Origin of the sequence: Mesorhizobium sp. L-8-10 (genome assembly GCF_016756635.1) — a bacterium.
GTDB lineage: Bacteria > Pseudomonadota > Alphaproteobacteria > Rhizobiales > Rhizobiaceae.
This window is the reverse complement of record NZ_AP023263.1, coordinates 1,034,213-1,058,787: the sequence shown is the minus strand read 5'-3', so window position 1 is coordinate 1,058,787 and position 24,575 is coordinate 1,034,213. Positions and strand designations below refer to the sequence as shown.

Annotated in this window: 21 protein-coding genes; 11 read left to right on the top strand and 10 right to left on the bottom strand. The window is 65.8% G+C overall.

What is annotated here, in order from left to right:
* Window positions 1-45: 45 nt before the first annotated feature.
* The 5 genes from JN280_RS04755 to JN280_RS04735 are packed head-to-tail and all read right to left on the bottom strand — an operon-like array spanning window position 46 to window position 4,663.
* Window positions 46-1,059 (bottom strand): branched-chain amino acid ABC transporter permease, encoded by a 1,014-nt coding sequence (locus JN280_RS04755; RefSeq protein WP_202310351.1) that lies wholly within the window; start codon window positions 1,057-1,059, stop codon window positions 46-48.
* Window positions 1,056-1,931 carry a branched-chain amino acid ABC transporter permease gene (locus tag JN280_RS04750; RefSeq protein WP_202310350.1) on the bottom strand — a complete coding sequence of 292 codons (876 nt, stop codon included), beginning with the start codon at window positions 1,929-1,931 and terminating at the stop codon, window positions 1,056-1,058. The genes JN280_RS04755 and JN280_RS04750 overlap by 4 nt, the downstream gene beginning before the upstream one ends.
* Before the next feature lie 17 nt (window positions 1,932-1,948).
* Complete coding sequence (locus tag JN280_RS04745; RefSeq protein WP_202310349.1) at window positions 1,949-2,668, bottom strand: ABC transporter ATP-binding protein; 720 nt, start codon at window positions 2,666-2,668, stop codon at window positions 1,949-1,951.
* Window positions 2,665-3,402 carry an ABC transporter ATP-binding protein gene (locus tag JN280_RS04740; RefSeq protein WP_202310348.1) on the bottom strand — a complete coding sequence of 246 codons (738 nt, stop codon included), beginning with the start codon at window positions 3,400-3,402 and terminating at the stop codon, window positions 2,665-2,667. Before JN280_RS04740 ends, JN280_RS04745 begins: the two co-directional genes overlap by 4 nt.
* A gap of 4 nt (window positions 3,403-3,406) precedes the next feature.
* The gene (locus JN280_RS04735; protein WP_244742975.1) at window positions 3,407-4,663 is read right to left on the bottom strand and encodes an ABC transporter substrate-binding protein; all 1,257 of its coding nucleotides are present in this window, start codon (window positions 4,661-4,663) and stop codon (window positions 3,407-3,409) included.
* 189 nt (window positions 4,664-4,852) lie between these two features.
* Between JN280_RS04735 and JN280_RS04730 the strand changes: the two genes are divergently transcribed.
* Window positions 4,853-5,671 (top strand): alpha/beta fold hydrolase, encoded by an 819-nt coding sequence (locus tag JN280_RS04730; RefSeq protein WP_202310347.1) that lies wholly within the window; start codon window positions 4,853-4,855, stop codon window positions 5,669-5,671.
* A gap of 344 nt (window positions 5,672-6,015) precedes the next feature.
* On the opposite strand, the gene JN280_RS04725 is transcribed toward JN280_RS04730, so the two are convergent.
* The 3 genes from JN280_RS04725 to JN280_RS04715 form a co-directional block, all read right to left on the bottom strand.
* Window positions 6,016-7,554 carry an acyl-CoA synthetase gene (locus JN280_RS04725; RefSeq protein ID WP_202310346.1) on the bottom strand — a complete coding sequence of 513 codons (1,539 nt, stop codon included), beginning with the start codon at window positions 7,552-7,554 and terminating at the stop codon, window positions 6,016-6,018.
* A gap of 56 nt (window positions 7,555-7,610) precedes the next feature.
* Entirely contained in the window at window positions 7,611-8,732 is a 1,122-nt protein-coding gene (locus JN280_RS04720) for a DUF5938 domain-containing protein (RefSeq protein ID WP_202310345.1), read from the bottom strand.
* Between the two features lie 137 nt (window positions 8,733-8,869).
* Window positions 8,870-9,673, bottom strand: a complete 804-nt coding sequence (locus JN280_RS04715; RefSeq protein WP_202310344.1) for an SDR family NAD(P)-dependent oxidoreductase — start codon at window positions 9,671-9,673, stop codon at window positions 8,870-8,872.
* Between the two features lie 310 nt (window positions 9,674-9,983).
* On the opposite strand from JN280_RS04715, the gene JN280_RS04710 reads away from it, so the two are divergent.
* The 10 genes from JN280_RS04710 to JN280_RS04670 all read left to right on the top strand — a co-directional run bounded on the left by JN280_RS04710 (window position 9,984) and on the right by JN280_RS04670 (window position 22,955).
* Complete coding sequence (locus JN280_RS04710; RefSeq protein WP_244742971.1) at window positions 9,984-10,637, top strand: TetR/AcrR family transcriptional regulator; 654 nt, start codon at window positions 9,984-9,986, stop codon at window positions 10,635-10,637.
* 390 nt (window positions 10,638-11,027) lie between these two features.
* Window positions 11,028-13,427 carry a helix-turn-helix transcriptional regulator gene (locus JN280_RS04705; protein WP_202310343.1) on the top strand — a complete coding sequence of 800 codons (2,400 nt, stop codon included), beginning with the start codon at window positions 11,028-11,030 and terminating at the stop codon, window positions 13,425-13,427.
* Between the two features lie 301 nt (window positions 13,428-13,728).
* On the top strand, window positions 13,729-15,294 hold the full coding sequence (locus tag JN280_RS04700; protein ID WP_202310342.1) for an ABC transporter substrate-binding protein: 1,566 nt from the start codon (window positions 13,729-13,731) through the stop codon (window positions 15,292-15,294).
* 290 nt (window positions 15,295-15,584) lie between these two features.
* Complete coding sequence (locus JN280_RS04695; RefSeq protein ID WP_202310341.1) at window positions 15,585-16,607, top strand: ABC transporter permease; 1,023 nt, start codon at window positions 15,585-15,587, stop codon at window positions 16,605-16,607.
* Window positions 16,607-17,485, top strand: a complete 879-nt coding sequence (locus JN280_RS04690) for an ABC transporter permease (RefSeq protein WP_202310340.1) — start codon at window positions 16,607-16,609, stop codon at window positions 17,483-17,485. Before JN280_RS04695 ends, JN280_RS04690 begins: the two co-directional genes overlap by 1 nt.
* On the top strand, window positions 17,482-18,327 hold the full coding sequence (locus tag JN280_RS39155; RefSeq protein ID WP_210382586.1) for an ABC transporter ATP-binding protein: 846 nt from the start codon (window positions 17,482-17,484) through the stop codon (window positions 18,325-18,327). The genes JN280_RS04690 and JN280_RS39155 overlap by 4 nt, the downstream gene beginning before the upstream one ends.
* Entirely contained in the window at window positions 18,324-19,196 is an 873-nt protein-coding gene (locus tag JN280_RS39150; RefSeq protein ID WP_274609067.1) for an ATP-binding cassette domain-containing protein, read from the top strand. The genes JN280_RS39155 and JN280_RS39150 overlap by 4 nt, the downstream gene beginning before the upstream one ends.
* Before the next feature lie 25 nt (window positions 19,197-19,221).
* Window positions 19,222-20,769, top strand: coding sequence for a hydantoinase/oxoprolinase N-terminal domain-containing protein (locus JN280_RS04680; protein ID WP_202310339.1), 1,548 nt, complete (start codon window positions 19,222-19,224; stop codon window positions 20,767-20,769).
* On the top strand, window positions 20,759-21,862 hold the full coding sequence (locus JN280_RS04675; RefSeq protein WP_202310338.1) for a DUF917 domain-containing protein: 1,104 nt from the start codon (window positions 20,759-20,761) through the stop codon (window positions 21,860-21,862). Before JN280_RS04680 ends, JN280_RS04675 begins: the two co-directional genes overlap by 11 nt.
* A gap of 13 nt (window positions 21,863-21,875) precedes the next feature.
* On the top strand, window positions 21,876-22,955 hold the full coding sequence (locus JN280_RS04670) for a DUF917 domain-containing protein (RefSeq protein ID WP_202310337.1): 1,080 nt from the start codon (window positions 21,876-21,878) through the stop codon (window positions 22,953-22,955).
* A gap of 79 nt (window positions 22,956-23,034) precedes the next feature.
* On the opposite strand, the gene JN280_RS04665 is transcribed toward JN280_RS04670, so the two are convergent.
* Both JN280_RS04665 and JN280_RS04660 read right to left on the bottom strand, forming a co-directional pair.
* A complete protein-coding gene (locus JN280_RS04665; RefSeq protein ID WP_202310336.1) occupies window positions 23,035-23,427 on the bottom strand; it encodes a hypothetical protein in 393 nt (130 codons plus the stop codon).
* Between the two features lie 211 nt (window positions 23,428-23,638).
* Window positions 23,639-24,493 carry a helix-turn-helix domain-containing protein gene (locus JN280_RS04660; RefSeq protein WP_202310335.1) on the bottom strand — a complete coding sequence of 285 codons (855 nt, stop codon included), beginning with the start codon at window positions 24,491-24,493 and terminating at the stop codon, window positions 23,639-23,641.
* Window positions 24,494-24,575 lie beyond the last annotated feature (82 nt).

Here is a 24,575-nt window from a genome sequence, read left to right as displayed (position 1 = left end):
TCTCCCTCCTTGTGGGCCCTCAAGGGGGGAGAAACGTTGCGCCTGTCAATCCGCGCGCTTGGCCCTTCCGGCCGTCGCCGTCCAGGCCGAGCGGATCATCCCGACAAGCCCGCTCGGATAGGCGAGCATGATGGTGATGATCAGCACCGCGGTGATGATCGGCCGCCAGGCGCCGAAATCGGCCATCGCTTCCGAGAAGATGGTGAGCACGAAGGACGCGACAATCGCGCCGTAGATCGTGCCGGCGCCGCCCAGCAGCACCATCGACAGGATGACGGTGGCGATGCTCATGCCGAAGACGTCGATCGAGGCGTTGCGCTGATAGGCGGCGTAGAAGGCGCCGGCGATGCCTGTGAAGAAGGCGCTGGCGGCGAGTGTGACGAGGCGCTGGCGCACCAGCGATATGCCGCGGCTCACCGCATATTCCTCATTGTCGCGCAGGGCCACGATCGCGGCGCCGGCGCGGGAACGCACGAAGAGGCGCAGGAACAGAGTGCTCGCCACCAGAAGCGCGAGCGCTATGTAGAAATAGGCGAATTTGCCGTCGCGGACCATGTTGTGGTCGAACCAGTAGAGGCCGGGGATCCGCACGATGCCTTGTGTGCCGCCGGTATATTCCGATTGGCTGAGGATGATCTGCATCACGAGCTGGGCGAAGCCGAAGGTGACCAGGATGATGTAGATGCCCTTCAGCCGCAGGATCGGGATCGTGACGATCGCGGCTGCGAGCGTGGCGATGACGCCGCTCGCCAGCATCGCGATCCACGGGTCGAGCCCGGCAAGCTTGGTGAGCAGGCTGTAGGCGTAGACGCCGATGCCGAACAATGCGAGATGGCCGAAATTGAACACCCCGCCGTAACCCAGGCTCAGATCCCAGTTCGACGCCACGATGGCGTAGGTGAAGATCATGATCAGCACGTGCCGGCTGTAGGTGTCGGTGAACACGAAAGGCAGCAGCGCCAAGAGCAGGAAGCCGAGCGTGAAGCCGACAGCCTCGTTCCTCCAGGGCGTGCGGCCCGGGGCGGCGGGAAGCGGGAGTGCGGCGGTTGCGGTCGTCATGCAAGGCCTCGCGAGCGGCCGGCGAAGATGCCTTCCGGCCGCACCATTAGCGTCAGGATGAGCACGATGAAGAGCAGCGCGGGCGTCCAGTAGAGGCCGAAATAATAGTTGCACGCGGCTTCGAAGAACCCGATCAGATAGGCCGCGAAGATCGGCCCGGAAATGCTCGATATGCCGCCGAAGACCACGACGATGAGGGCCTTGAGCAGCGGGTCGGCGCCCATGACCGGGCTCATGAAGCGATAGCCGCCCATGAAGATCCCGGCGAGCCCGGCCAGCGAGGCGGCGATGGCGAAGGCCAGCCCGTAGAGGGCCTTGACGTTGAGCCCGACGAGTTGGCTGGCGTCCTCGTTCTGGGCGACGGCGCGCAGCGCCAGCCCGAGCCGGGTGTGGTTCAGGAACGACCAAAGGGCGGCCAGGATCAGCGGCGTGATGACGATGATGGCGATCTGATGGAGCGAGACCCCGACCCCGGCGATGGTGGTGCTGCCGTCGATCAGGCTGGGCAGCTGCTTCGAGCGAGGGCCCCAGATTTCCAGTGCGCCGTTCTCGACAAGCGAGCCGGCGGCGAGCGTGGTGATGACCACGACCAGCACGATGTTGGGACGGCCGATGAGGGGCCTCACGACGCTCGCCTGCAGGATCCAGCCCACCCCGGCCATGACGATCACGGCCAGCGGGAAGGCGACCGCGGCAGGCAGGCCGATGGCGACGAATTGCCAGGCGAGATAGGCGCCGAGCATCATGAAGACCCCATGGGAGAAGTTGAACACGCCGATCGTCGTCCAGACGAGGGCGAGTCCCACCGCCATCATGGCATAGAGCGATCCCTGGAACAGGCCGCCGAAGAAGATGTCCGCAAAGGTGCCCATCTCAGTGTCCGAAATACTCAGTGTCCGAAATACATGGCCATGATCTCGGCGTGCTCGATGCTTTCGCCGGGGCGGATCTCCGTCGCCACCGTGCCGTGGTCGACGAGATAGAGCTGCTGGCAGAGCTCGAGCAGGAATTCGATGTCCTGCTCCACCACGATCAGCGGCACGCCGCTCTGCGAAATGTCGAGCACGGCCGCGCACAACTCGTCCTTGACCTTGGGTGACAGGCCGAGTGTCGGCTCGTCGAGGATGAGCAGGCGCGGATGGCTCATCAGCGCGGTGCCGATCGACACCATCTGCCGCTCGCCGCCCGAAAGGGTGCGCACGCGCTGGCGCCAGCGCTCGCCGAGCTTCGGGAACAGCTTCACGACCTTCTCGCGGTTCGCCGCCTCATGCGGCCTGGCCCGGGGCGAAAAGGCGCCGAGCGCCATGCAGTCGGCGATCGTCAGGTCGGGAAACAGCCGGTTGCCCTGCGGCACATGGATGAGGCCCGTGGCCACGATCGCCCGGGCGCTGCGGCCGGTGATGTCTTCGCCGTCGAAGCGGATCGTCCCTTTCTTCGGCGCGACCAGGCCCGAAACGGCCCGCAGCAAGGTGGTCTTGCCGTGGCCGTTCGGCCCGAACAGGCCGACATTGCCGAAGCGCCCGGCATCCAGCGAGATGCCGTGCAGCACGGTGACGCGGCCATAGCCGGCGGTAACGCCCTCGACTGTGAGCAAGGCAGCATCGCTCATGCGGCGGGCCTCCGCTTGCCGAGATAGGCCTCCACCACGCGCTCGTCGGAGATCACGGCCTTGGGATCGCCTGATGCCAGCACCTGGCCCTGGTTCAGCACCAGGAGATGCCTCGACAGGCTCATCAGGAATGTCAGCACATGCTCGATGAGCACGATGGTGATGCCGCGCTCGGCCGTACGCCGGATCAGGCCGATCGAGCTTTCGATCTCCGGCTTGGTCAGGCTCGACGCCGGCTCGTCGAGAAGCAGCAGCTTCGGCTGCATGGCGATGGCGGTGGCGAGCATCAGGCATTTGCGGTCGAAGACGGAAAGCTCGCCCGCCAGCCGCCCGAAGGAGGCCGAAGAGAGCCCGACGAATTCGAGCGCTTCGGCGGCAGAGGCTCGCGCTTCGGCCGCCGGCCGCTCCGGCTTGCCGTAGCTCGAACCGATGAGCGCGTTCTCGAACACGGTCAGACCGTCGAAGCTGGTCTCGCGCTGGAATGTGCGCGCCAGGCCGAGCCGCGCGATCGCGTTGCCCGACTTGCCCTGGATCTCGGTGCCGTCGAAACGTATCACGCCCCGGTCGGGTTTGAACGGTATGCCGGTGATCACGTTGAACAACGTGCTCTTGCCGCTGCCGTTCGGGCCGGCGATCCCGAAGATCTCGCCGGCCTCAACCTTGAAGGAGACGTCGTCGACGGCCCTGAGCGATCCGAAGGACTTTGCGACGCCTTCGACCTCGAGCAGAGCCATGCCGCTATTTCGTCCAGGGCTGCGGCTTGAACTCGCCGGTCGCGTATTTCTCCGGCGAGATCAGCGAGCGCTGGCCGTCCCAGATCTGGAAGAAGGTGATCGGGATGTAGTCGTCGCCCTGCATGGCGAGATGCGTGGCCGGGTCGAACTTCAGCCGGCCGGCGGCGACCTGCTTGTCGGTCTCGCCGATCGCTTTCATCACGGCGGCGTGGTCGGCGGGATCGCCTGCCTTCTTCAGCGCGTCGAAATAGACGTTGACCATCTCGTAGAGGCCGACGCCGTAGGTGCCGCTCTCGACGCCGTATTTCTCCTTGAACTTGGTCGACACCTCTTCCGCGCGCGGGTTCTTGGGCGAGGTCAGCGGTCCGCCGAGCAGATTGTAGACGACGCCGTTCGACTTGGCGCCGGTCAGTTCGACGAATTCGGGCACGCTCGGCGCATATTGCAGGAACACCAGGCTCTTCGTCGGCTGCTCGAGGAACTGATTGAGGAACGAGGCCGAGTTGCCGGGCAGATAGTCGGTGTTGATCACCACGTCGGGGACGTCGGCGCGCACCTTCGCCAGGATGGCGCGCCAGTCCGTCACTTCGCCGAACGGCACGATCTCGTCGACGGTGATGGTCCAGCCGTTCTCGCTGAAGGTCTTCTTCATGCCTTCGGAGATCGTCTTGGAATAGGCGTTGTCGGAGGAGATGACGGCGACCTTCTTGGACGCCAGCGCGATCTTGCCGTCCTTGGCCAGCTTCTCCGCGAAAAAGGTGACGTCGGTGTTGTAGGCGTCGAAGGACGGGGTCAGCGACCAGCAGCAGCCATATTTGTCGGGATCCGGCGCGATGATGTCCCTGGTCTGCTGCGACGTGGCGGCCAGCATGTAAGGCATTTCCGCTTCCGCCATGTTGTCGATCTCGAAATTGGTCAGGCTGGCATAGCCGGTCAGCATGAAATGGACGTCGGGGTCGCCGAGCAGGCGTTCGACGGCGCTGGTCACATTGGCCGCCGACTGGTCCTTCACGTCGCCGATCACCAGCTCGAAAGTGTGGCCGTCGATGCCGCCGGCGGCGTTGGCCTCGTCGATCGCCATCTGCGCGCCGCGCTGGAATTCCTGGCCGTCGGCAGCGGCCGGGCCGGTCAGCGGCGCGAGCAGGCCGATCTTGACGACGTCGGCGAAGGCGGCGGTGCCCATGCCGACGACGAGCGCCAGAGCCGACGCGGCGAGAGTGGCGCGACGCTTGAGCGTGCCGGAAATAGAAGTCGATTTCATGAGGTTCCCCTGTCTTGCCCCAGTTGACGTCAGCTTGTTGTGATGAGCGTTATTCGATTGACAATTTATGCATAGGACGATCAGCTTGAAAAGATAGTTTCATGCCCTGCCCGTCGAAAAGCGTGTCTGCTCTTGCCCGGCACGGGAGCGTTGGATTAGGTCTTGCCTGTGAGGGAAGGGGAATCGGGAATGACGGTTTCGCAAAAGACGGTCGAGACGAGCCACGGGGAAATCGCGGTCCGCGAGAGCGGCGGCACAGGCACGCCGGTGCTGATGATCCACGGCAATTCGAGTTGCGGCCTGGTGTTCCGCAACCAGATGAACGGCGCGCTCGGCGGGCGCTACAGGATGATCGCGCCCGATCTCCCGGGCCACGGCGCGTCCTCCGACGCGATCGACCCCGACCGCAGCTACTCGATGGAAGGTTATGCCGACGCCATGGTCGAGGTGCTGCGCCGGCTGGAGATCGACAAGGCGATCGTCTTCGGCTGGTCGCTGGGCGGCCATATCGGGCTGGAGATGATCGACCGCTTCCCCGGCATGATTGGCCTGATGATCACCGGGACGCCGCCCGTTTCCCCTTCGCAGGTTGGCGAGGGCTTCAAGCCGAGCCCGCATATGGGGCTCGCCGGCAAGGAGGTCTTCTCGGAGGCCGACGCCGAAGCCTATGCCAGGAGCACCTGCCGCGAACCCTATGACGCCGAGCTTCACGCCATGGTGGCGCGCACCGACGGGCGCGCGCGCCGGCTGATGTTCGAGAAGTTCGCCGCCGGCAGCGGCAAGGACCAGTCCGTCATCGTCGCTACGGCGACGGTGCCGCTTGCCGTCGTCAACGGCATCGAAGAGCCCTTCGTCGACCTCGGCTTCGTCTCCCGCGTTCGTTACGCCAATCTGTGGGAGGGCAGGACCCACGGGATCGAGAAGTCGGGCCATGCGCCCTTCTGGGATGCGCCGCAGAAGTTCGATCCGATCTTCGCCCGTTTCCTGGAGAGCGTCGACCGAGCCTGACGGGCCTCGGTGTTTTCGACCGTCGCGAGAAGCCCCTCATCCGGCTGCCGCCACCTTCTCCCCGCAATGCGGGGAGAAGACCGCCTGCCGCGACGATGACGCTCGATCCGCAACGCTGGCGAGTGGCGAAGCCGGTGGAGACATCGGTCTTCTCCCCGCGATGCGGGGAGAAGGTGGCGGCAGCCGGATGAGGGGCGTTTCGCGGCGTCGCCGAACCTCTTATCCGACTGAAACAGAACGGAATTCAACAATCCGTTCACGACAGGACGAGCGCTTGCTATCTGTCCCGGAGTGCCAGACCAGAACGTGATCTTGCCGACCCGGCGACGACGTCGCCAGTTGTCTCAGCTGTTTCTCCTCGCGAGCAGTGTGGCGCGGATATCCGACTTCAGCACCTTGCCGACCTTCGAGCGCGGCAGGTCGTCCCAGACCTCGATCTGCTTGGGCGTCTTGACGCTGCCGATCTTCTGCTTGACGAAGGCCGCCACGGCGGCGGCATCGATCTCCTTGCCCGCCCGCGGCTGCAGCACGGCGACGACGCGCTCGCCCCATTTCTCGTCGGGCAGGCCGATCACGGCACAATCCTGAACCGCCTCATGCGCCTGAAGCGCCTGCTCGACCTCGACCGAATAGACGTTGAAGCCGCCGGTGATGATCATGTCCTTGGCGCGGTCGACGATGTAGAGATAGTTGTCCTCGTCGAGATAGCCGATGTCGCCGGTGTGGTGCCAGCCATGGGCCGACGCCTCGGCCGTGGCTTCGGGGTTCTTGTAATAGCCTTCCATGACGAGCGAGCCGCGCAGCACGATCTCGCCGCGCTCGCCTGACGGCAGAAGGCGGCCCTCGGCGTCCATGATCGCGACCTGGACCAGTGGGCCGGGTCGGCCAGCAGAAGCCAGGCGCTTTTGCGCGACAGAGCCATCTGGCAGATAATGGTCCTCGGGCGCCATCATCGAGATCATCATCGGCGCTTCGGTCTGGCCGAAGAGCTGGGCCATGGGCCCTATCCGCTCGAGCGCCTCGGCCAGCCGGGCGGTCGAGATCGGCGCGGCCCCGTACCAGAAGCATTGCAGCGAGGAGAGATCCGTCGCGGCGAGCTTCGGATGATCGAGCAGCATGTAGATGACCGTCGGCGGCAGGAAGGTGTGGGTCACTCTGTGACGCTCGATGAGATCGAGGAACTCGCCGATGTCGGGCCTGGCCATGATGACGATCCGCCCGCCGAGCGCCATGATTGGGAAGCACAGCACCCCGGCCGCATGGGTAAGCGGCGCGAGCGCCAGATAGACCGGGCGGCCCTTGAACGGATAACCCATGAGGGTCAGCGCGGTCATCGCCTCGATGTTGCGGCCCGACAGCATCACGCCCTTGGGCTTTCCCGTGGTGCCGCCGGTGCCCGGGATCAGGGCCAGGTCGTCGGGCGGCGTGCGATCGAAGGGCGCGTCGTCGATGCCGGCGAGCCAGTCCTCGAAGGACGAGGCGAAGCCGAGCCCGGCATCGAGGCAGACGACCTTCTTCAGCTTGGGCAGGTCGGGCAGCATGGCCTCGACCATGGCGGCATAGTTGGAGTGGAAGATCAGCAGGCGGCAATCGAAGCCGTCCAGGATGAAGCGGTTCTCGGCGATCTCGTTGCGCGGGTTGATCGGACACCATACGGCGCCCGCGCGCGCGATGCCGAAGACGCAGGAGAATGCGATCGGGTCGTTGCTCGAAAGGATCGCCACCTTGTCGCCGGGTTCCACGCCGGAGCCGGCAAGGCCCCGCGCCACGCGGTAGCTGAGGCGCTGCACCTCGCCATAGGACAGGTCCTTCGCGCCTGCCGTCAGGCAGGGAGCACCGGCGCCGAGGGAAGCGCCCTTGTCGAGATAGTCGATCAGCCGCATCGCCGTCTCCTGCCGTTGTTCGACCGGCGCGAACGAACGCCCGCGCCGGCATGCCGTCAGTTGTGCACGGTCAGGATCGGGTTCATGACCAGGCCGAAGCTGCGCAATTGGCCGAGCAACTCGCGATGGCCGAAAGCCTGGCAGCCGGAGGCGAAACCGTCGCGCTTGGGCGGCTGCTGCAGCAGCGAGAACGAGGCATAGGCCTGCAGCATGCCGGTCTGCTTGTAATTGCAGTTGCCGTGGATGACGCAATGCGCGCGCCCGAGCGGCCCCGAAGCATGGACGGAATCGATCGAGGTGTTGATGCGCGGGTTCTCGCGCGGCGGCATTGCCGCCTGCACCGTCGCGGCGATGTCGGCCAGCGCCTTCTCCTGCTGGTCGAACGGCAGCGGCCTGATCTGCTCCTTCACCATCTGCGTGGTCTGCACCACGCCCTCCATGACCGGGCGCGCGAGCACGCCGCCCATCACGCGGCAGTTGGAGACGCGCGGATCGTTCTTGAACCAGACCGGATGGGCGGTGCCGCCCCACGGCACGGCGATCGCCGTCTCATGCTGGCCCGGCACGGCCACGTCGGCGCGTGCCGTCACGTCCCATTCGACGAATTTGTTCTGCTCGAGATAGTACCATTTCGCCTTGAGGATGGTGAAGATGGTCTGGGTCGAGGCGTAGGTCGGAAAGCCCTTCCAGAACACCAATATGTCGAGCGTATCGAGCCCGGGCGTCTCCAGGCAGATATTGGCCGCGATCTCGCCGGTCGTGTACATCTGCGCGAGATTGGGCGAGAGCAGCAGGCCTTGTTTGGCGAAGGCCTCGCCCCATGTCTGCTGGGCGTGCAGCACCCAGTCCTGCTCGCCGGTCGTGTCTGTGTAGTGGCAGCCGGCGGCAAGGCAGGCTTCCACGACCTCGCTGCCATATTTGATGAACGGGCCGACCACATTGTTGACGACCCTGGCGCCGCGGAACAGCTTGGTCAGCGCCTCCACCGTGTGCTCGACCTCGACCACCTCATAGTCGGCGGTCTCGATGCCGGGGATCTTGTCGACGACGGCCTGCACCTTGGCCTTGTCGCGCCCGGCGGCGATGAAGGGAACGTTGTATTCCCTCAGATATTCGCAGACCAGGCGCCCGGTGTAGCCGGAGACGCCGTAGACGACGACGGGTCTTTTCTCGGTCATTTGTTTTCCTCCAGAGATTGGGTGTTATGCCAGCGGTCGATTTCATCGACCGCAGGAGCGCGCAACTGCGCGCCGCGCCTGTTGGCGCGAAAGCCAAGCGGCCCGGCGCCGGCGATTGAGGCCCATCGGTACCAGCCTTACATGCCCATGCCGCCGTCGACCGGCAGGCCGGCGCCGGTGATGAAGCGCGCTTCGTTGGAGCACAGGAAGACGGCGGCGTCGGCGATGTCGCCGACCTCGGCCAGGCGGGCGAGCGGTGTCTGTTCGACGACCGAACCGACGGCAGCGTTGACGTCAGGGGCGAGGCCGACGGCGACGATGTCGGAGGCGAGCTTCATGCCCATTTCTGTCGGCGCCAGACCCGGATAGAGGCAGTTGACGCGCACGCCGTAGCCGAGCTTGCCGGCTTCCATCGCCCCGACGCGCGTCATGCGGTCGACCGCCGACTTGGTGCCGGAATAGACCGAGATCGCCGGGAAGGCGATCGTCGCGGCGACCGAGGCGACGTTGACCACGGCGCCGCCGGCGCCCGCCGCGCCGCCCGGCCGCATGGCGCGGAAGGCGTGTTTCATGCCGAGCGCTACTCCCAGCACGTTGACGTCGAGCATGCGGCGGATGTCTTCGGCCTTGAGATCGACCACAAGCGAGGTGATCTCGATGCCGGCATTGTTGATCAATATGTCGAAGCCGCCGAGCGTTTCGACGGTGGCCGAGACGGCCTTCTCCCATTGCCCGTCGTCGGTGACGTCGAGCGCCACGAAGCCGGCCTTCACGCCCGATCTGGCGATGCCGGCCGCGGTCTCTTTGCCGAGGTCGGCAAGGATATCGCCGATCATCACGGAAGCGCCGGCATCCGCCAGCGCCTGGGCGATCGCCGCGCCGATGCCGCGCGCGCCGCCGGTTACGAGGGCCTTGCGGCCGGTCAGTCTCTTTTCGCTCATCGTCTCGCTCCTCCTGAGTTCTCGATATCAGTGGCTCGCGCACGCGCCGTCGCTCCGCGGCGCGAGCCGCAGCCTCGCCAGCGGGCAACGCCCGCGGCACTATCTTCCTGAAAAGGCAATCCTCCCTTTGCGCGCCGCTCCTCACGCTCCGCGCAATCGGTTTTCTTGACAGATGGCCAAGAATGTCGTGACGATCGTCCAAAGACTAGACACTTGTCAAGCAAAACCTTGACGCTTGTCAAAATAGGCGCTTCATGGAAGAAAGGCCGACGGCTCGAGGGCGAGACCGAAGTCTCGGACGGGAATGCGGATGGATATGGAACGGCAGACGATCGGAACCGCGCCGCGCGCAACCAAGCCCACGGGCCGGGGCCGCCGGCTGCCCGTCGACAAGTTCAGCGCCCGGCGCCTCGAACTCGCCGAGGCCGCGCTGGAGACGCTCGCCGAGTTGGGTTACGCCAGGACCAGCCTGCGTGAGATCGCGCAGAAGTCGGAGTTCACCCACGGCGTCCTCCATTACTATTTCACCGACAAGGTCGATCTGATCTGCTGCTCGGTCCGGCACTACAAGGCGAAATGCGTCACCCGCTATGACCGGGTCACCGCCGAGGCGCAGAGCCGGGCCGAGCTCATCGAGGGCTTCCTGGAGAAGCTCGGCGAGACGATCCGCGAGGAGGCGCATATGCACCGCCTCTGGTACGACCTGCGCTCCCAGGCCATGTTCGAGGACGCCTTCCGCCAGGATGTGACCGAGATCGACAAGAGCCTGGAGGACATGGTGTGGCGCGTGGCGTCGCGTTTCGCCGAACTCGGCGGCCGCGAGCCGGCCGTCACCCCCGCCGCGCTTTACGCCGTCTTCGACGGGCTGTTCCAGAAATATCTGCTGAAGCACCTCTCCGGCGACGCCGGCGCGATCCCCGAGTTGCTGTCGGAGGTCCGGCGCCTCCTGCCGCTGATCGCGTGAGTAAGGGGTTTTTGGCCGCAGACCGGCAGGCGTTGAAGCATACCCCTCATCCGACCGCGCGGAGCCTGTCCTCGGGCTTGCCGGAGGCAAGACCCGTGGGCGCGGCCACCTTCTCCCACAAGGGGCCCACAAGGGGAGAAGGCAGGTGCCTAGCTTCGCGCGCTCTGCAAATCACCAGCATCGACGACTGGCGTAAGCGTTGCCGCAGCGTTGCCTTCTCCCCTTGTGGGAAAAGGTGGCCTCGCCCGAAAGGGCGAGGTCGGTTGAGGGGTATTTGGATCGGCACTTCCTGTTTCGGAACTTAGGCTCAACGTCGCCGAAAGCCCAATCTCCGCTTGATCTCCCGCCCGTGCTCTGGCGTTCTCGTCTGTCGAACGGGAAGCCCATCGGATGCGCCTGGCATCGACGCGTGACATTGCCGGAAGGACCCTCCTGCCGCGCCGCCGGCTCGTCGAGCTCGTTCTCGGCCGGCCAGAGCCGGTGGTCGTGCTGGAGGCGGCCGCGGGGTCGGGCAAGTCGACGATCCTTGCAGAGCTCGCCGGTCGACTTGGCACGACAGTGCATATGGGCGACTCCGCGCCCGCGAATGGCGATGGCATCATGCTCTGGGACATTCCGCCCGCTCTATCGCCGCAAGCCCTGCCTGAGCGCTTCCTTGCCGGTCAGGGTCGCATCGTGGTCGCCAAACGGCCGGAAGCGCATCTCCCCGGCCTTCCCCGCGCTGTGACATACGGCCGGGCCTTCTGCCTCGGCACGCTGGACCTCCTGTTCGATACGGACGAACTGGCGGGTCTCGTCGGATCCGCCGCGGCTCAGCGCATGATGGCGGCGAGCGGGGGCTGGCCGCTGCTGGTCGGGCGCTTCGGCGGACGCCTGCCCGATGGCGAGGTCCTGCGGGAATTCCTGGGGACGGAGATCCTCGAACCGCTGCCGTCAGCCACGCTTGTCGGGTTGAAGGACCTGCTCGCCGGCGGCACGGCGGCCGCGGGCGACGAGGAACTGCTGGCGCCCTTCGCCCGGCGTGGCCCTGAGGGCGGCCTGGTCTTCTCGGTGGAAGCGCTGCGCGAGCCTCTCGCCGCTGCGATCGACGCTGTGCTCATCGGGCGTTGCCGCGAACCGGAGGAAGCCAGGGCGGTCGCGGAAGCCTATGCCGCGCGCGGCCGCATGACCGAGGCGATCACCACCTTCCAGGAGGCCGGCTTCCTCGATCTTGCGCTTGCCACCTTCATCGAGGCGACCGATCGCTTCTTCATCTACTACTACGGCCCTGACGCCTTCGACCGCGTGCTCGCCGGCTTTCCCATCGAATACGCGATGGGGCACGACGTGCTGGTCATCAGCCTCGCACTGCAGGCCTGCAAGCGCGGCGATGTGGCGCTGGCACGGCGTCTGCTCTCCGAACGCTACGGTGAAGCGGCGAACGATCCGTCCAAGGCGCTGGTCCCGGGCTCGTCCTTCCCGAAGGAGTTCCGCGCCTTCCGCCTCGTGCTCTTGATCTACGAGGATGTCTTCTTCAGCGACGCCTTGCTGGAGCAGGTCTTTGCCCTGCTCGCCGAATTCCCTTCCGATGCCCATCTCGAGCGCGGCAGCTTCTACAACGCCATCCTCGAATTCTACATGCGCAGTCGCCGCTTCGCAGAGGCCGACGACGTGGCCTCGCGCGCCAGATACCACTACGAGCAGGCCCGCGCCCCGATCCTGTCCTTCTACATCGCGCTGCACCGGGCGATCATGCGTCTGATGATGGGCGATGCCCTGACCGCACGCAAACATGCCGTCGATGCCGCCGGCTGCCTCGCTGCCACCTCCTTCGACAGCCCGAACGATCAGCGGCTGCTCACGCTGCTCAAGGCCTGCATAGACTATGAGGGCGGCAAGCCGGAGCCGCTGGCGCGTTTCCTCAGCCTCGAGCTCGACGATTTTTCGCATGGCGAGATCTGGCCGAGCCTGATCGAATTTGCCTTGCACTACGGCAGCCAGGCGCTCGGCGAGCACTTCTCGACGATCGCGGCCCGCAGCTTTCTCGACCGCTGGCGCGTTTATCAGGTCAGCAATCGCCAGTTCCGCGAGATGATCGAGATCCGCGAGGCGGCGGTCCTCCAGAACGGCAACCGGTGGCAGGAGGCGGCCGAACGGCTCGGCGCCATCCAGTCGCGCATCTCCAAGGCCTGGGTGCTCGCCGCCTGCGACGAGCTGCCCCGGCTGACCGACCGCGACGAGATCGCGCTGGCCCTGATCTGGCTCCGACATCTCGTCAACGAGATGCCGACCAGGCCCAATCTCGACCGCCAGTTGCTCGCCATGCTCAACAGCCTGCATCTGACGGAGCGGCAGCGCATCGGTCTCGGCATCTGGCTGGCTTACGTCTGCAAGCGGCAGCGCAACCTCTCCGGTGCCCGCGCGCTGCTGCAGAAGGCCTTCGAGAATGCCTCGCGCCTCGGCGCCGTCGCGCCGCTCGCCGAGGAGCGCATGTTTCTTACCGAGCTCATCGACGACAAGCGCATCAGCGAATTCCTCGACACGTCGACCCCGGTGCGCCAGGTGATGCGCCGTTTGCGCGGCGGCAGCCTGCCCGCCAATGCGCTCGGCGCCAAGATGGGCCTGTCGCGCAAGGAGACCAAGATCCTGCTGATGATCTGCGAGGGCGGGTCCAACAAATACATTGCCAACACGCTCGGGCTCAGCGAAGCGACGGTGAAGTTCCATCTCGGCAATGTCTACCGCAAGCTCGGCTGCGCCAAACGCAAGGAAGCGATCAGCGCCGCCAGGGCGCTCGGCCTCGTGACGTAGTCCGGGGCTTGGATGCGTATTGCGCCGGCTCGGCGGCCCTTCCGTCAAACCTAGACTATTTTCTGCAAAACCTATCCTTTTGCCGACTTGAGGCCGGTCCGCCGATTGCGCGAAGCTGTCGTCAGTCCGGCCGGATCGGGAGGTCTTGCCGGACCGACAGGATGCCCGCACGAAATTGCCGACGTACAGAAGCAAGACCGGCCGGCATCCTCGATGTCGAAGGTTGGGGCCTTTCCTCCCTGATGCGGGCGATGCCAAGTCCGCACACAGAAGAAACCGAGTGCAACAGGGGAACCGGACAATGATCAGACGAGGCTATTTGACTTCCACCGCCACGGCGGCCCTGATGCTGGGGGCCGCAGGCGTGATGCCGGCAGCGGCCGAAACCGTGGTGACGATGAACACCGTGCAGATCTTCGGTACCATCGATCCGGCCAAGATCTCCGACTACACCGACTATATGGCGGCGGTGAACCTCTATGACGGACTGGTCAGCGTAGACGAGAAGGGCAATCTGATCCCGGAACTCGCCGAGAGCTGGACGGTTTCCGACGACGCCAGGGAAGTGACCTTCAAGCTGCGCGCAGACGCGAAGTTCGCCGACGGCTCGCCCGTCCAGGCGAGCGACGTGGTCTATACGGTGGAGCGCCTGCTGCGCATCAATCAGGGGCCGGCGAACCTGTTCGCGGACGTGTTGAAACCCGGCTCGGTGACGGCCGTGGATGTCGGCACGGTCAAGTTCACCCTTTCGAAAACCTTCTCGCCGTTCCTGACCACGGTACCCGCCATCCTCATCCTTAACGAGAAAGCTGTGAAGCCGCATGAAGGCTCCGACGACGGCCAGGCCTGGCTCGCGACCAATGTCGCCGGCGCCGGCGCCTATTCGTTGAAGAGCTGGGATCGCGGCGCGCAGATGACCATCGTGCGCAACAAGGACTACTACAAGGGCTTCGCGGAAGGCCCCATCGACGAGGTACGCTGGATCGTCACCAATGACGAGGCGACCGTGCGCTCGCTGGCGGCATCGGGCGAACTGACCATGACCAGCCAGTACCAGTCGCCGGAGACCTACAAGGCGCTGGTCGACATGGGCCGTTTCAACCTCGTCGCGGAGGACACCTCCACGGCCTTCTATCTGAAGCTCAACACCAAGGTCGCGCCGACAGACGACGTCCACATCCGCCGCGCCATCGCGCTCGCCACCGACTACGCGACCGTCCGCGAGGTGATCTTCCCGGGCGGCGTGCTGTCGACGCCGCTGCCGAAAGCCTTCGCCGACTTCCACGCCGACGACATCCCCGAGCCCACCTACGACCTCGAGGCCGCCAAGGCGGAGGTTGCCAAGTCGAAATATGCCGGCGCGCCGATCCCGATCACGCTGGGCTATGTCGCCGGCACCAAGTTCGAGGAGGAGATCAGCCTCCTGATGCAGGCCAATCTCGAGCAGATCGGCTTCCAGGTCACCCAGCAGTCCGATCCCTGGAACCGCATTACCGAGCTCGCCACCAAGGTGGAGACCACGCCGGCGGTCAGCCAGATCTTCTACGGCCCGACCTATCCGTCGCCGGATTCGATGTTCTTCTCGCAATACCATTCCAAGGCCGCCGGCACCTGGATGTCGATGGAATGGCTGCAGAACCCCGACATCGACAAGCTGATCGACGACGCCCGCGGAACAGGCGACGTCAAGAAGCAGGCCGAGATCTATCGCGACCTCCAGCACAAGCTGGTCGAGATCCAGCCCGACGTCTTCCTGCTCACCCAGACCGTGCAGCATGCGATGGACAAGTGCCTGACCGGCTTCAAGGCCGTGCCGATGCAGTCCTTCGACTACGACTTCACGCGCTACAGCTGGACCTGCAAGTAACTGATGAGCGGAACGGGCGCCGGACGGCCAGTACCGCTCATCCGACCGCGCTTGCGCGCGGCCCCCTTCTCCCAAAAGGGGAGAAGGGGGAGCTTGGCTTCGCCGGCTGTGCAAGTCACCAACGTCGACGACTGGCGGAAGCGTTGCCGCAGTGTCCCCTTCTCCCCTTGTGGGAGAAGGTGGCCGCGCGAAGCGCGGTCGGATGAGGGGTATCTCGCGCCGACCTCGGGATTTGAACTCGATCCCGACCGCGAGACAGCCCGACGCTGACGCAATCGAAAGCTGGATCGTTGGAATTCCTTCTCTTCCTCATTCGGCGCGTGCTCTGGTCGCTTCTGGTGCTGGCCGGCCTGTCGGTCGTCATCTTCGTGATCGCCCGCGCCATCCCCGGCGATCCGGCCCGCCTGGCGCTCGGCCCGCGAGCCACCCAGGAGCAGGTCGCGGCCCTTCAGCAGACATTGGGTCTCGACCGGCCGCTTGTCGAGCAATACGGCATGTTCATCGGCGGCCTGGCCAAGGGCGACCTCGGCCGCTCGCTGCTCACCGAACGGCCCGTCAACGACGACATACGCGACACATTCGCGGCGACCTTCGAACTGGTGCTCGCCACAATCACGATCGCCTTCGTCTTCGGCGTCCCTTTGGGCGTGGCGGCGGCGCGCTGGAAGGACCGATGGCCGGACAATGTCGTGCGCCTCATCGCCATCTTCAGCGCGGTGACGCCAAGCTTCTTCCTGGCGCTGCTCCTCCAGATCCTCGCCGGCTATGTGCTGCACATCCTGCCGACCACCGGCCGGCTGCCGCCGAATATGGTGTTCTCGGCCGACATCACCGGCCTGCTGACCATCGATTCCCTGCTGCGCGGCCGCTTCGACGTCTTCCTGGAAGCGCTGCGCTACCTGCTCCTGCCGTCGATCGCGCTCGCTGCGGCCACCATGGGGCAGATCGCCCGCATCACCCGCTCCTCGATGATCGACGTCGCCAGCCAGGACTATATCGAAGCGAGCCGGGCCTTCGGCGTGCCCGAGCCGCTGCGCGTGTTCAAATACATGCTGCGGCCGAGCTTCGTGCCGCCGCTCACCATCCTCGGCCTTGAATTCGCGTCGCTGATCGGCAATGCCTTCGTCGTCGAGCTGGTCTTCGCCTGGCCCGGAATGGCCGCCTACGGCATCCGCACCATCCTGCAGAAGGACCTCAATGCCGTGATGGGCGTGGTCATGGTGTCCGGCGTGTTCTTCGTGATGGTCAATCTGGTCATCGACGTGCTCGTCGGCTTCGTCGACCCGCGCGTCCGCATCAGGGGGCGGCGCTGATGACCGATATCGCACAGGCCCCGCGCCGCCTCTCCAACGCCTATCAGAACTGGTACCGCTTCTCGCGCAACCCGACCGCGGTGATCGGCGCGACCATCGTCGTCATCTGCGTGCTGGCCGCGATCTTCGCGCCGCTGATCACGCCCTATCCGGAGCATGTCGGCGCCGCCGTCAATTTCCGCGCCCGTCATCTGCCGCCCTCGGCCGAATACTGGTTCGGCACCGACAATGTCGGCCGCGACATCTTCACCCGGGTCGCCTTCGGCATGCGCGTGTCGCTCCTGCTCGCGCTCGTCGTGCTGGGCACCGCCGTTCCGGTCGGCACCGTGCTCGGCCTGCTCGCCGGCTATTTCGGCGGCTGGGTCGAGATCGTCATCATGCGCATCACAGACATTTCGCTGGCCATCCCGCCGCTGGTGATGGCGCTGGCTGTCGCCGCGGTGCTTTCGCCCGACCTCGTCAATGCCATGCTCGCCATCGCCGCGCTCTGGTGGACCTGGCACACGCGGCTCATCTATTCGATCACGCGGCAGCTGCGCACCCAGGAATTCGTCGAGGCGGCCGAGACGCTGGGCGCCAGCAAGTTCCACATATTGTTCCGCGAGATCCTGCCCAACTGCGTTTCCGCGCTCGCCGTCAAGACATCGCTCGACGCCGGCTTCGTCATCCTGGTCGGCGCCTCGCTCTCCTTCCTCGGCCTCGGCATCCAGCCGCCGACGCCCGACCTCGGCACGATGGTTGCCTCGGGTGCTGCCTTCCTGCCGGACTATTGGTGGGAATCCGTTCTGCCGGGCTGCGCCATCCTGTTCGTGGCGCTGGGATTCAACCTGCTCGGCGACGGGCTGCGCGACCTCTTCGACGTGGAGGACGTGCGATGAGCGAGGCCCTGCTCAGCGTTCGCGACCTCTCGGTGGAGTTCACCACCTACGGCCAGACCAGCCGGGTTCTGAAGGGCGTCTCGCTCGACGTGCCGGCGCACAGCCATATCGCGCTGGTCGGCGAGAGCGGCTCCGGCAAGACCGTCACCATGAAGGCGATCATGGGGCTGCTGCGCCATCCCCCGGCGACCATATCGGGCGGGGAGATCGTCTTCGATGGCCGCGACCTGCTCAAGATGCCTGCGCGCGAGCGCACGGCCCTGCGCGGCACGGCCATGTCGATGATCTTCCAGGATCCAATGAGCTCGCTCAATCCGGTCTTCACCATCGGCGACCAGATGGGCACGATCCTCAAATATGCCGACCGGCGTCTCGGCCGCAGCCGCGGCCGGCGCGAGCGGATGGATCGCGTCCATGAGGTGCTCGGCCAGGTGCGCATGCGTGATCCCGAAAGGGTGACGCGGTCCTATCCGATCATGCTGTCGGGCGGCATGCGGCAGCGCGTGCTGATCGCCATGGCGCTGCTCAGCGAGCCGAGGCTCCTGATCGCCGACGAGCCCGGCACCGCGCTCGACGTCACCACCCAGGCGCAGATTCTGAAGCTGCTCAAGGATCTCGTCGAGGCGCGCGGCCTGGCGCTGTTGATGATCACCCACAATCTCGGCGTGGTCCGTGAGACGTCGGACTATGTCTATGTCATGAACAAGGGGGTCGTGGTCGAGGCGAGCGCGACCGCAGAGCTCTTCGCAGCACCCAGGAACGACTATACGCGGGCGCTGATCGATGCCGTGCCGCGCCTCACCGGCGGCACGCGCTTCGGTCGGCCGGAGGGCGTCGCATGAAGCCGATGCTCGACGTGGTCGACCTCTGCAAGAGCTTTCCGGTGCGCAACGTCTTCGGCCGCATGGCCGGCGAGGTGAAGGCCGTCGATCATGTGTCCTTCTCGATCGAGCGCGGCGAGGTCTACGGTCTCGCCGGCGAGAGCGGCTCGGGCAAATCCACCATCGCCCGCACGATCATGGGCCTCACCCGCCCCGACAGCGGCGACATCTTCCTCGACGGCGAAAACATCATCGGCACCGGCGGCACGCGCGAGCATGGCCGCAAGGTGCAGATGGTGTTCCAGAACCCCGGCTCCTCGCTCAATCCGCGCCGCACGGTCGGACAGTCGATCGGGGTGCCGCTAGAGGCACACGGCCATCCGCGTTCCGATCGTCGCCGGCGCATTTCCGAGCTGCTCGAGATGGTGCAGCTTCCGGCCGATTTCGCGCAGCGTTTCCCGCACGAGCTGTCGGGCGGCCAGAAGCAGCGCGTGGCGATAGCCCGGGCGCTCGCGGTGGCGCCGAAGCTGGTCGTGCTCGACGAGCCGACCTCGGCGCTCGACGTCTCCGTGCAGGCGAAGGTCATCGACCTCCTGGTCGATCTCGGCCGCCAGCTCGACCTCACCTTCCTGTTCATCTCCCACGATCTCAGCCTGATGCGCAATTTCGCGAAGAAGGTCGGGATCCTCTATCTCGGCGAGATCGTCGAGACCGGCGACACCGCCGCCGTCTTCGACAATCCCCGGCACGATTACACCCGGCTCCTCCTCGCCTCGGTCCCCGTCATCTCGGCGGAGGAGGAGGCGATGCGCCCGAAGATCGAGCTGATCGACGGAGAGATCCCGACAGCCGAAAAGCTGCTCGCCCTGCGCAAGGCGCAGGGCGGCTAGAAATCTAAAGCGAGGTTCAGACCAGATGATCAGGATAGGTATCGACGTCGGCGGCACCAATACGGATGCCGTCATCATGGACGGTCCGCGCGTGATTGCGGGCGTCAAGTCCGCCACGACGGCCGACGTCATGAGCGGCGTGGTCAATGCGCTGAAGGCCGTGCTCGACGCTTCAGGCATGAAGGCCGGCGTCGTCGACGTGGTCATGATCGGCACCACCCATTTCACCAATGCTGTCGTGCAGCGCCGCGATCTTGCCCCGACCGCCGCGGTCCGCCTCGGCCTGCCGGCAACGGCCTCGTTGCCGCCGATGGTCGACTGGCCGGAGGACCTGAAGCAGGCGATCGGCAACCATGCCTGGCTCGCCCATGGCGGCAATGAATTCGACGGCCGTGTCATCTCGCCGCTCGACGAGAAGGAGCTGCTCGGCATCGCTGCCGAGATCACGGCCAGGGGAATCAACTCGATCGCCATCACCTCGGTCTTCTCCCCGGTCAGCGGCGAGTTCGAGAAGCAGGCGGGTGCGATCTTCGCCAAGGCGCTGCCGGACGCGCATATCACGCTGTCCAGCGAGATCGGTCGTATCGGGCTGCTGGAGCGCGAGAACGCGGCGATCATGAACGCCTGCCTGCGCGACCTGTCGGCCCATGTGATCGAGGCCTTCCGCAAGGCCATCGCCGAGACCGGCATCAAGGGCCGCTTCTATCTCACCCAGAACGACGGCACGCTGATGGATGCCGCTTTCGCCGAAAAATTCCCGGTGCTGACCTTCGCTTCAGGTCCGACCAATTCGATGCGCGGCGCCGCCTTCCTGTCGGGTGTCTCCGAAGCGATCGTGGTCGACATCGGGGGCACCACCTCCGACGTCGGCTCGCTGCACAAGGGGTTTCCGCGGCAGGCGACGGTCGCCGTCGAAGTCGGCGGCGTGCGCACCAATTTCCGCATGCCCGACGTCTTCTCGGTCGGCTTGGGAGGCGGCTCGCATGTGGTCGAGACCGAGCACGGCATCAAGGTCGGCCCGACCTCGGTCGGTTACCGGCTTGTCACCGATGCCCTGATCTTCGGCGGCTCGACGCTGACGACATCCGATGTCATGGCGGCTGCCGGCCGGGCCGACTTCGGCGACCGGTCCAAGGTCGCCCATCTCTCGCCCGACCTGATCGCGCGCACCCAGACAAGGATCATGGAGATGCTGGAGGATTGCGTCGAGCGCTCGCGCCTGTCGCCCGAGCCGCTTCCCGTCATCGTGGTCGGCGGCGGCTCGATCCTGGTCGACGGTCCGATCGGCGGCCTGGAGGTGATCAAGCCCCACCACTTCGCGGTCGCCAATGCGGTGGGTGCTGCGATCGCGCAGGTCTCCGGCGAGGTCGACCGCGTCTATGCGCTGGCCGAGATCGGCCGCGAGCAGGCGCTCGCCGACGCCAAGCAGCGCGCGGTCGATGCGGCCGTGGCGGCCGGAGCCCTGCGCGACAGCATCGAGATTGTCGACGTCGAGGACGTGCCGCTCGCCTATCTGCCCGGGAATGCGACGCGCGTGCGCATCAAAGCCGTCGGAGAGCTCCATGTCGGCTAAGGGCTATCTGCTGAAGGAAGCCGATCTCCTGCCGCTGTCGATCGGCGCAGCACTTCTCGGCACCGGCGGGGGCGGCAATCCCTATATCGGAATGCTGCGCACGCGCGAGTTGATGCGCAAGGGCGCCGAGGTCCGGGTCGTTCCGCTCGATGCGCTGCCGGACGATGCCTGGATCGGCGAGGTCGGCGGCATCGGCGCGCCCGTCGTCGGCGTCGAGAAGGTCGAGGAGGGCGGCGAGTGCTACCGCGCCATGCGCGCGGTGGAGGAGGCCGCGGGGGTGAAGATGTCGGCCCTGATCTCGGCCGAGATCGGCGGCGCCAACTCGCTGGAGCCGATCATCGCGGCGGCCATGGCCGGCCTGCCCGTGGTCGACGGCGACGGCATGGGCCGCGCCTTTCCCGAAGTCCAGATGACCACCTTCTTCATCTACGGCGCCAAGGCCGCGCCGGCGGCAATCGCCGACGACAAGGGCAATGTCGTGGTGTTCCGCGACATGGTCGACATGTTCTGGCTCGAACGTTTCGCCCGCGACGTATCCGTCGGCATGGGCGCCGGAGCCGGGCTCGCCATCGCGCCGATGTCGATGGAGTTCGTGCGCCGCACCGCCGTGCCCGACACCGTCACCCAGGCGCTCCGGATCGGCCAGACCGTGCTCGACGCCCGCGCCAAACGGCAGAACGTGGTGGAGCGCGTGGTCGCGACGACGGGCGCCAAGTTGTTCTTCACCGGCAAGGTCACCGATGTCAGGCGCGAACTCACCGGCGGTTTCGCGCGCGGACATGCGCACCTCGCGGGGATCGATGCCTGGGCGGGCTCGGAGGCACGCATCGCCATCCAGAACGAGAACCTCGTCCTGTGGATCGACGGCGAGCCGGTGATCATGGTGCCCGACCTGATCGTCAATCTCGAACTCGAGACGGGCGAGCCGATCACCACGGAGATCCTGCGTTACGGCCAGCGCATCGCCGTCATCGGCCTTCCCGTGCATGATTTGATGAAGACGCCCAAGGCGCTGGAGATCGTCGGCCCCAAAGCCTTCGGTTATCCCGACCTGACGTTCAGACCGCTCGCGGCCGGCCCGATCGCCGCGTGAAAGGACCAAGACGATGAAAATCCTTCGGACGATCCATGCCGACGATCTTGAGGACATCGCGACCGGCGGCGCCATCCTCGGCACCGGCGGCGGCGGCGATCCCTATGTCGGCAAGCTGATGGCGCAGCAGGCCATCAGGAAGCATGGGCCGGTCAAACTGGTCGATGTCGCCGAGCTGCCCGACGACGCGCTCGTCGTGCCCGTCTGCATGATGGGCGCGCCGACCGTCATGACGGAGAAGCTGCCGCAAGGCGACGAACTGATGAACGCCTTCCGCCAGCTCGAGCAGCTTCTCGGCCGCAAGATCGACGCGGTGCTGTGCGGCGAGGCCGGCGGCGTGAACTCCACGACTCCTTTCGTGGTGGCAGCCGCCAGCGGCCTGCCGCTGGTCGACGGCGACGGCATGGGGCGCGCCTATCCCGAGCTGCAGATGGTCACCTTCACCCTGCACGGGGTCTCCGCGACCCCGATGGTGTTGTGCGACGACAAGGGCAATTCACTTGTTCTCGACACGGTGAGCAATGCCTGGACAGAGCGCCTTGCGCGCGCCGCCACCGTCGAGATGGGGGGCTCCGCATTGCTCGCCTTCTATTCGATGAGCGGTGCGGTGGCGAAGAAGGCTGTGGTGCGCGGCACCCTGTCGCTCTGCGCAGAGCTTGGCCGCGCACTGCGTGACACCCGCCACGCTCATGGCGATCCGGTCGACGCCATCGTCGGAATGCTCGGCGCCAAGGTCATCTTCCACGGCCGCGCCAAGGACATCGATCGCCGCACTGTCGGCGGCTTCGCCCGCGGCACCGCGCGCTTCGACGGCGTCGACGAATGGAAGGGCCACAGCTTCAAGCTCGACTTCCAGAACGAGTTCCTGATGGCCGAACGCGACGGCAAGATCCTGGTGACGACACCCGACCTGATCACGCTGCTCGAAGCCGAAAGCGGCAATCCGGTCACCGCGGATGCGCTACGCTACGGCCTCAGGCTGAAGGCGCTGGCCTTCCCCAGCAATCCGCAATGGCTGACGCCGGAGGGCATTGCCCTCGTCGGTCCGCGCTACTTCGGCTACGACGTGGACTACACGCCCTTCGCGGCGTGAGGTGATTGGAGCATGGGGCGAATGGATCTTCCCTCCCGCCGCTCGAAGCATGGGGAGGGACGAACCCGCATCGTATCGCTCACGAAACAAGCGTCTTGCAGACGGTATGCCAGAGATCCCGCTTCCAGTTTTCCTGCTGGGTGCCCTTCATCGTCTCGCCGACCGGGTATTCGATGCCCCCGACGAGGATCTTGGCGGGAGCGCCGCATCTCACGCGCGCAGGGTGCCTGCTCGGGTCGGCATAGATGATCCGGCCATCGGGGCTGATCGTGGTGAGGCCGATCAGTACGTCGAAATCATAGTCGCGGTCGGCGGACTGGCTGTCGCCGACCAGGCTGAGGCTGATGACGACGTCATCCGAAAAATGCGCCGTATGGAAGACGACAGGCTCGGCTGTGGCGACGCTGGTTGCGATCAGGACACCGGCGAGTACCAGAGCATCGGACCCGAAAGCGGACAAGTGCGGATGCATCTCCTCCTCCCAGGTTTTGCGCGACGGGGATCATATCATATCGATGGTCGATAGTATCGGCCGTCGGAGCGCGCGACTGCGTGGCTCACGCCTGTCGGCGCGAAGGCACGTAGCGTGGGTCAAAGTGTTGGAGCGACCTGTGTGCGTCCAATTGGATGCGCGGCTATCTACCGGGCCGGAGGGGCGGCGCCGGCGATTGAGATCGCCCGCCTCATCTGTCCCGCAGCCGCCGCGGCGTGCTGCCGAGTTTGCGCGACAGCGTCGCGGTGAGATGCTGTTGCGAGGCGAAGCCGCAGGCGAGTGCGATCTCGGCGATCGGCAGGTCGGAACGGGCAAGAAGCTCGCACGCTTTGTCGATCCGCCGCGCCAGCACGAACTGGTAGGGCGACAGGCCGGTTCGCACCTTCATTCCGTCGAACACCACGCGTAGCGGCAGGTCGACTGCCCTGGCGATGCGCGCGCAGCTGATATCGCCGTCGAGCCCTGCTTCGACGAAGTCGGCGATGCGGCGGAACTCGCCGTCCGACAGGCCGGCCCGCCTTGCCGGGCGGACGGCCTGCAGCCCGTTCATGGTTTCCAGATAGACGAGCCCGCCGAGATATTGCAGTTCGAGCGGGTCGAGGGAGCGTTCGCCGCGCATGCGCTCCCGCGCATAACGCGCCAGGTGTCGTATCGAGCCGCCCCCGATATTGTTCGTGCTGCCGGCCCTACGCGCCTCGCTCAGCCTGACATCGCAGACGTCGGTCTGGAATTCATCCGAATAGCTGAAGGCGATGAAGCCGTGCCTGACATGGCTCGCGGCGACGCGAACCCGGCCGCGCCGCGGATGGAACGCCGCCGTCTCGCCCCGGAAGACCAGCGGCTCCTCGGCGTCATCTTCGAACCGTGTCGTGGAAACAACGTCACCGAGCAGAAGGCAGATCACGTCGACGCCGTTCATGAATTCGAGCGCGTAGGGACGTGACCCGGCAATGCAGTAATCGATGCCGCCGACACCGCCCCTGATCGGAAACTGCTCCAGCCCGCCATAGCGGACATCTCGCGCCCGTCCGATAGCCGCAGCCAATCTCTGTCCTCCCTGGACCGGCAAATCTTATCTGTTCGCCTTGCGAACGGGTGGCTTCCTCCAGCCGGTTGCCCGCGACGCG

Coding starts and splice junctions, on each gene's coding strand:
- JN280_RS04755 (WP_202310351.1), bottom strand. CDS start 1,059: ATGACGACCGCAACCGCCGCACTCCCGCTTCCCGCCGCCCCGGGCCGC.
- JN280_RS04750 (WP_202310350.1), bottom strand. CDS start 1,931: ATGGGCACCTTTGCGGACATCTTCTTCGGCGGCCTGTTCCAGGGATCG.
- JN280_RS04745 (WP_202310349.1), bottom strand. CDS start 2,668: ATGAGCGATGCTGCCTTGCTCACAGTCGAGGGCGTTACCGCCGGCTAT.
- JN280_RS04740 (WP_202310348.1), bottom strand. CDS start 3,402: ATGGCTCTGCTCGAGGTCGAAGGCGTCGCAAAGTCCTTCGGATCGCTC.
- JN280_RS04735 (WP_244742975.1), bottom strand. CDS start 4,663: ATGAAATCGACTTCTATTTCCGGCACGCTCAAGCGTCGCGCCACTCTC.
- JN280_RS04730 (WP_202310347.1), top strand. CDS start 4,853: ATGACGGTTTCGCAAAAGACGGTCGAGACGAGCCACGGGGAAATCGCG.
- JN280_RS04725 (WP_202310346.1), bottom strand. CDS start 7,554: ATGCGGCTGATCGACTATCTCGACAAGGGCGCTTCCCTCGGCGCCGGT.
- JN280_RS04720 (WP_202310345.1), bottom strand. CDS start 8,732: ATGACCGAGAAAAGACCCGTCGTCGTCTACGGCGTCTCCGGCTACACC.
- JN280_RS04715 (WP_202310344.1), bottom strand. CDS start 9,673: ATGAGCGAAAAGAGACTGACCGGCCGCAAGGCCCTCGTAACCGGCGGC.
- JN280_RS04710 (WP_244742971.1), top strand. CDS start 9,984: ATGGATATGGAACGGCAGACGATCGGAACCGCGCCGCGCGCAACCAAG.
- JN280_RS04705 (WP_202310343.1), top strand. CDS start 11,028: ATGCGCCTGGCATCGACGCGTGACATTGCCGGAAGGACCCTCCTGCCG.
- JN280_RS04700 (WP_202310342.1), top strand. CDS start 13,729: ATGATCAGACGAGGCTATTTGACTTCCACCGCCACGGCGGCCCTGATG.
- JN280_RS04690 (WP_202310340.1), top strand. CDS start 16,607: ATGACCGATATCGCACAGGCCCCGCGCCGCCTCTCCAACGCCTATCAG.
- JN280_RS39155 (WP_210382586.1), top strand. CDS start 17,482: ATGAGCGAGGCCCTGCTCAGCGTTCGCGACCTCTCGGTGGAGTTCACC.
- JN280_RS39150 (WP_274609067.1), top strand. CDS start 18,324: ATGAAGCCGATGCTCGACGTGGTCGACCTCTGCAAGAGCTTTCCGGTG.
- JN280_RS04680 (WP_202310339.1), top strand. CDS start 19,222: ATGATCAGGATAGGTATCGACGTCGGCGGCACCAATACGGATGCCGTC.
- JN280_RS04675 (WP_202310338.1), top strand. CDS start 20,759: ATGTCGGCTAAGGGCTATCTGCTGAAGGAAGCCGATCTCCTGCCGCTG.
- JN280_RS04670 (WP_202310337.1), top strand. CDS start 21,876: ATGAAAATCCTTCGGACGATCCATGCCGACGATCTTGAGGACATCGCG.
- JN280_RS04665 (WP_202310336.1), bottom strand. CDS start 23,427: ATGCATCCGCACTTGTCCGCTTTCGGGTCCGATGCTCTGGTACTCGCC.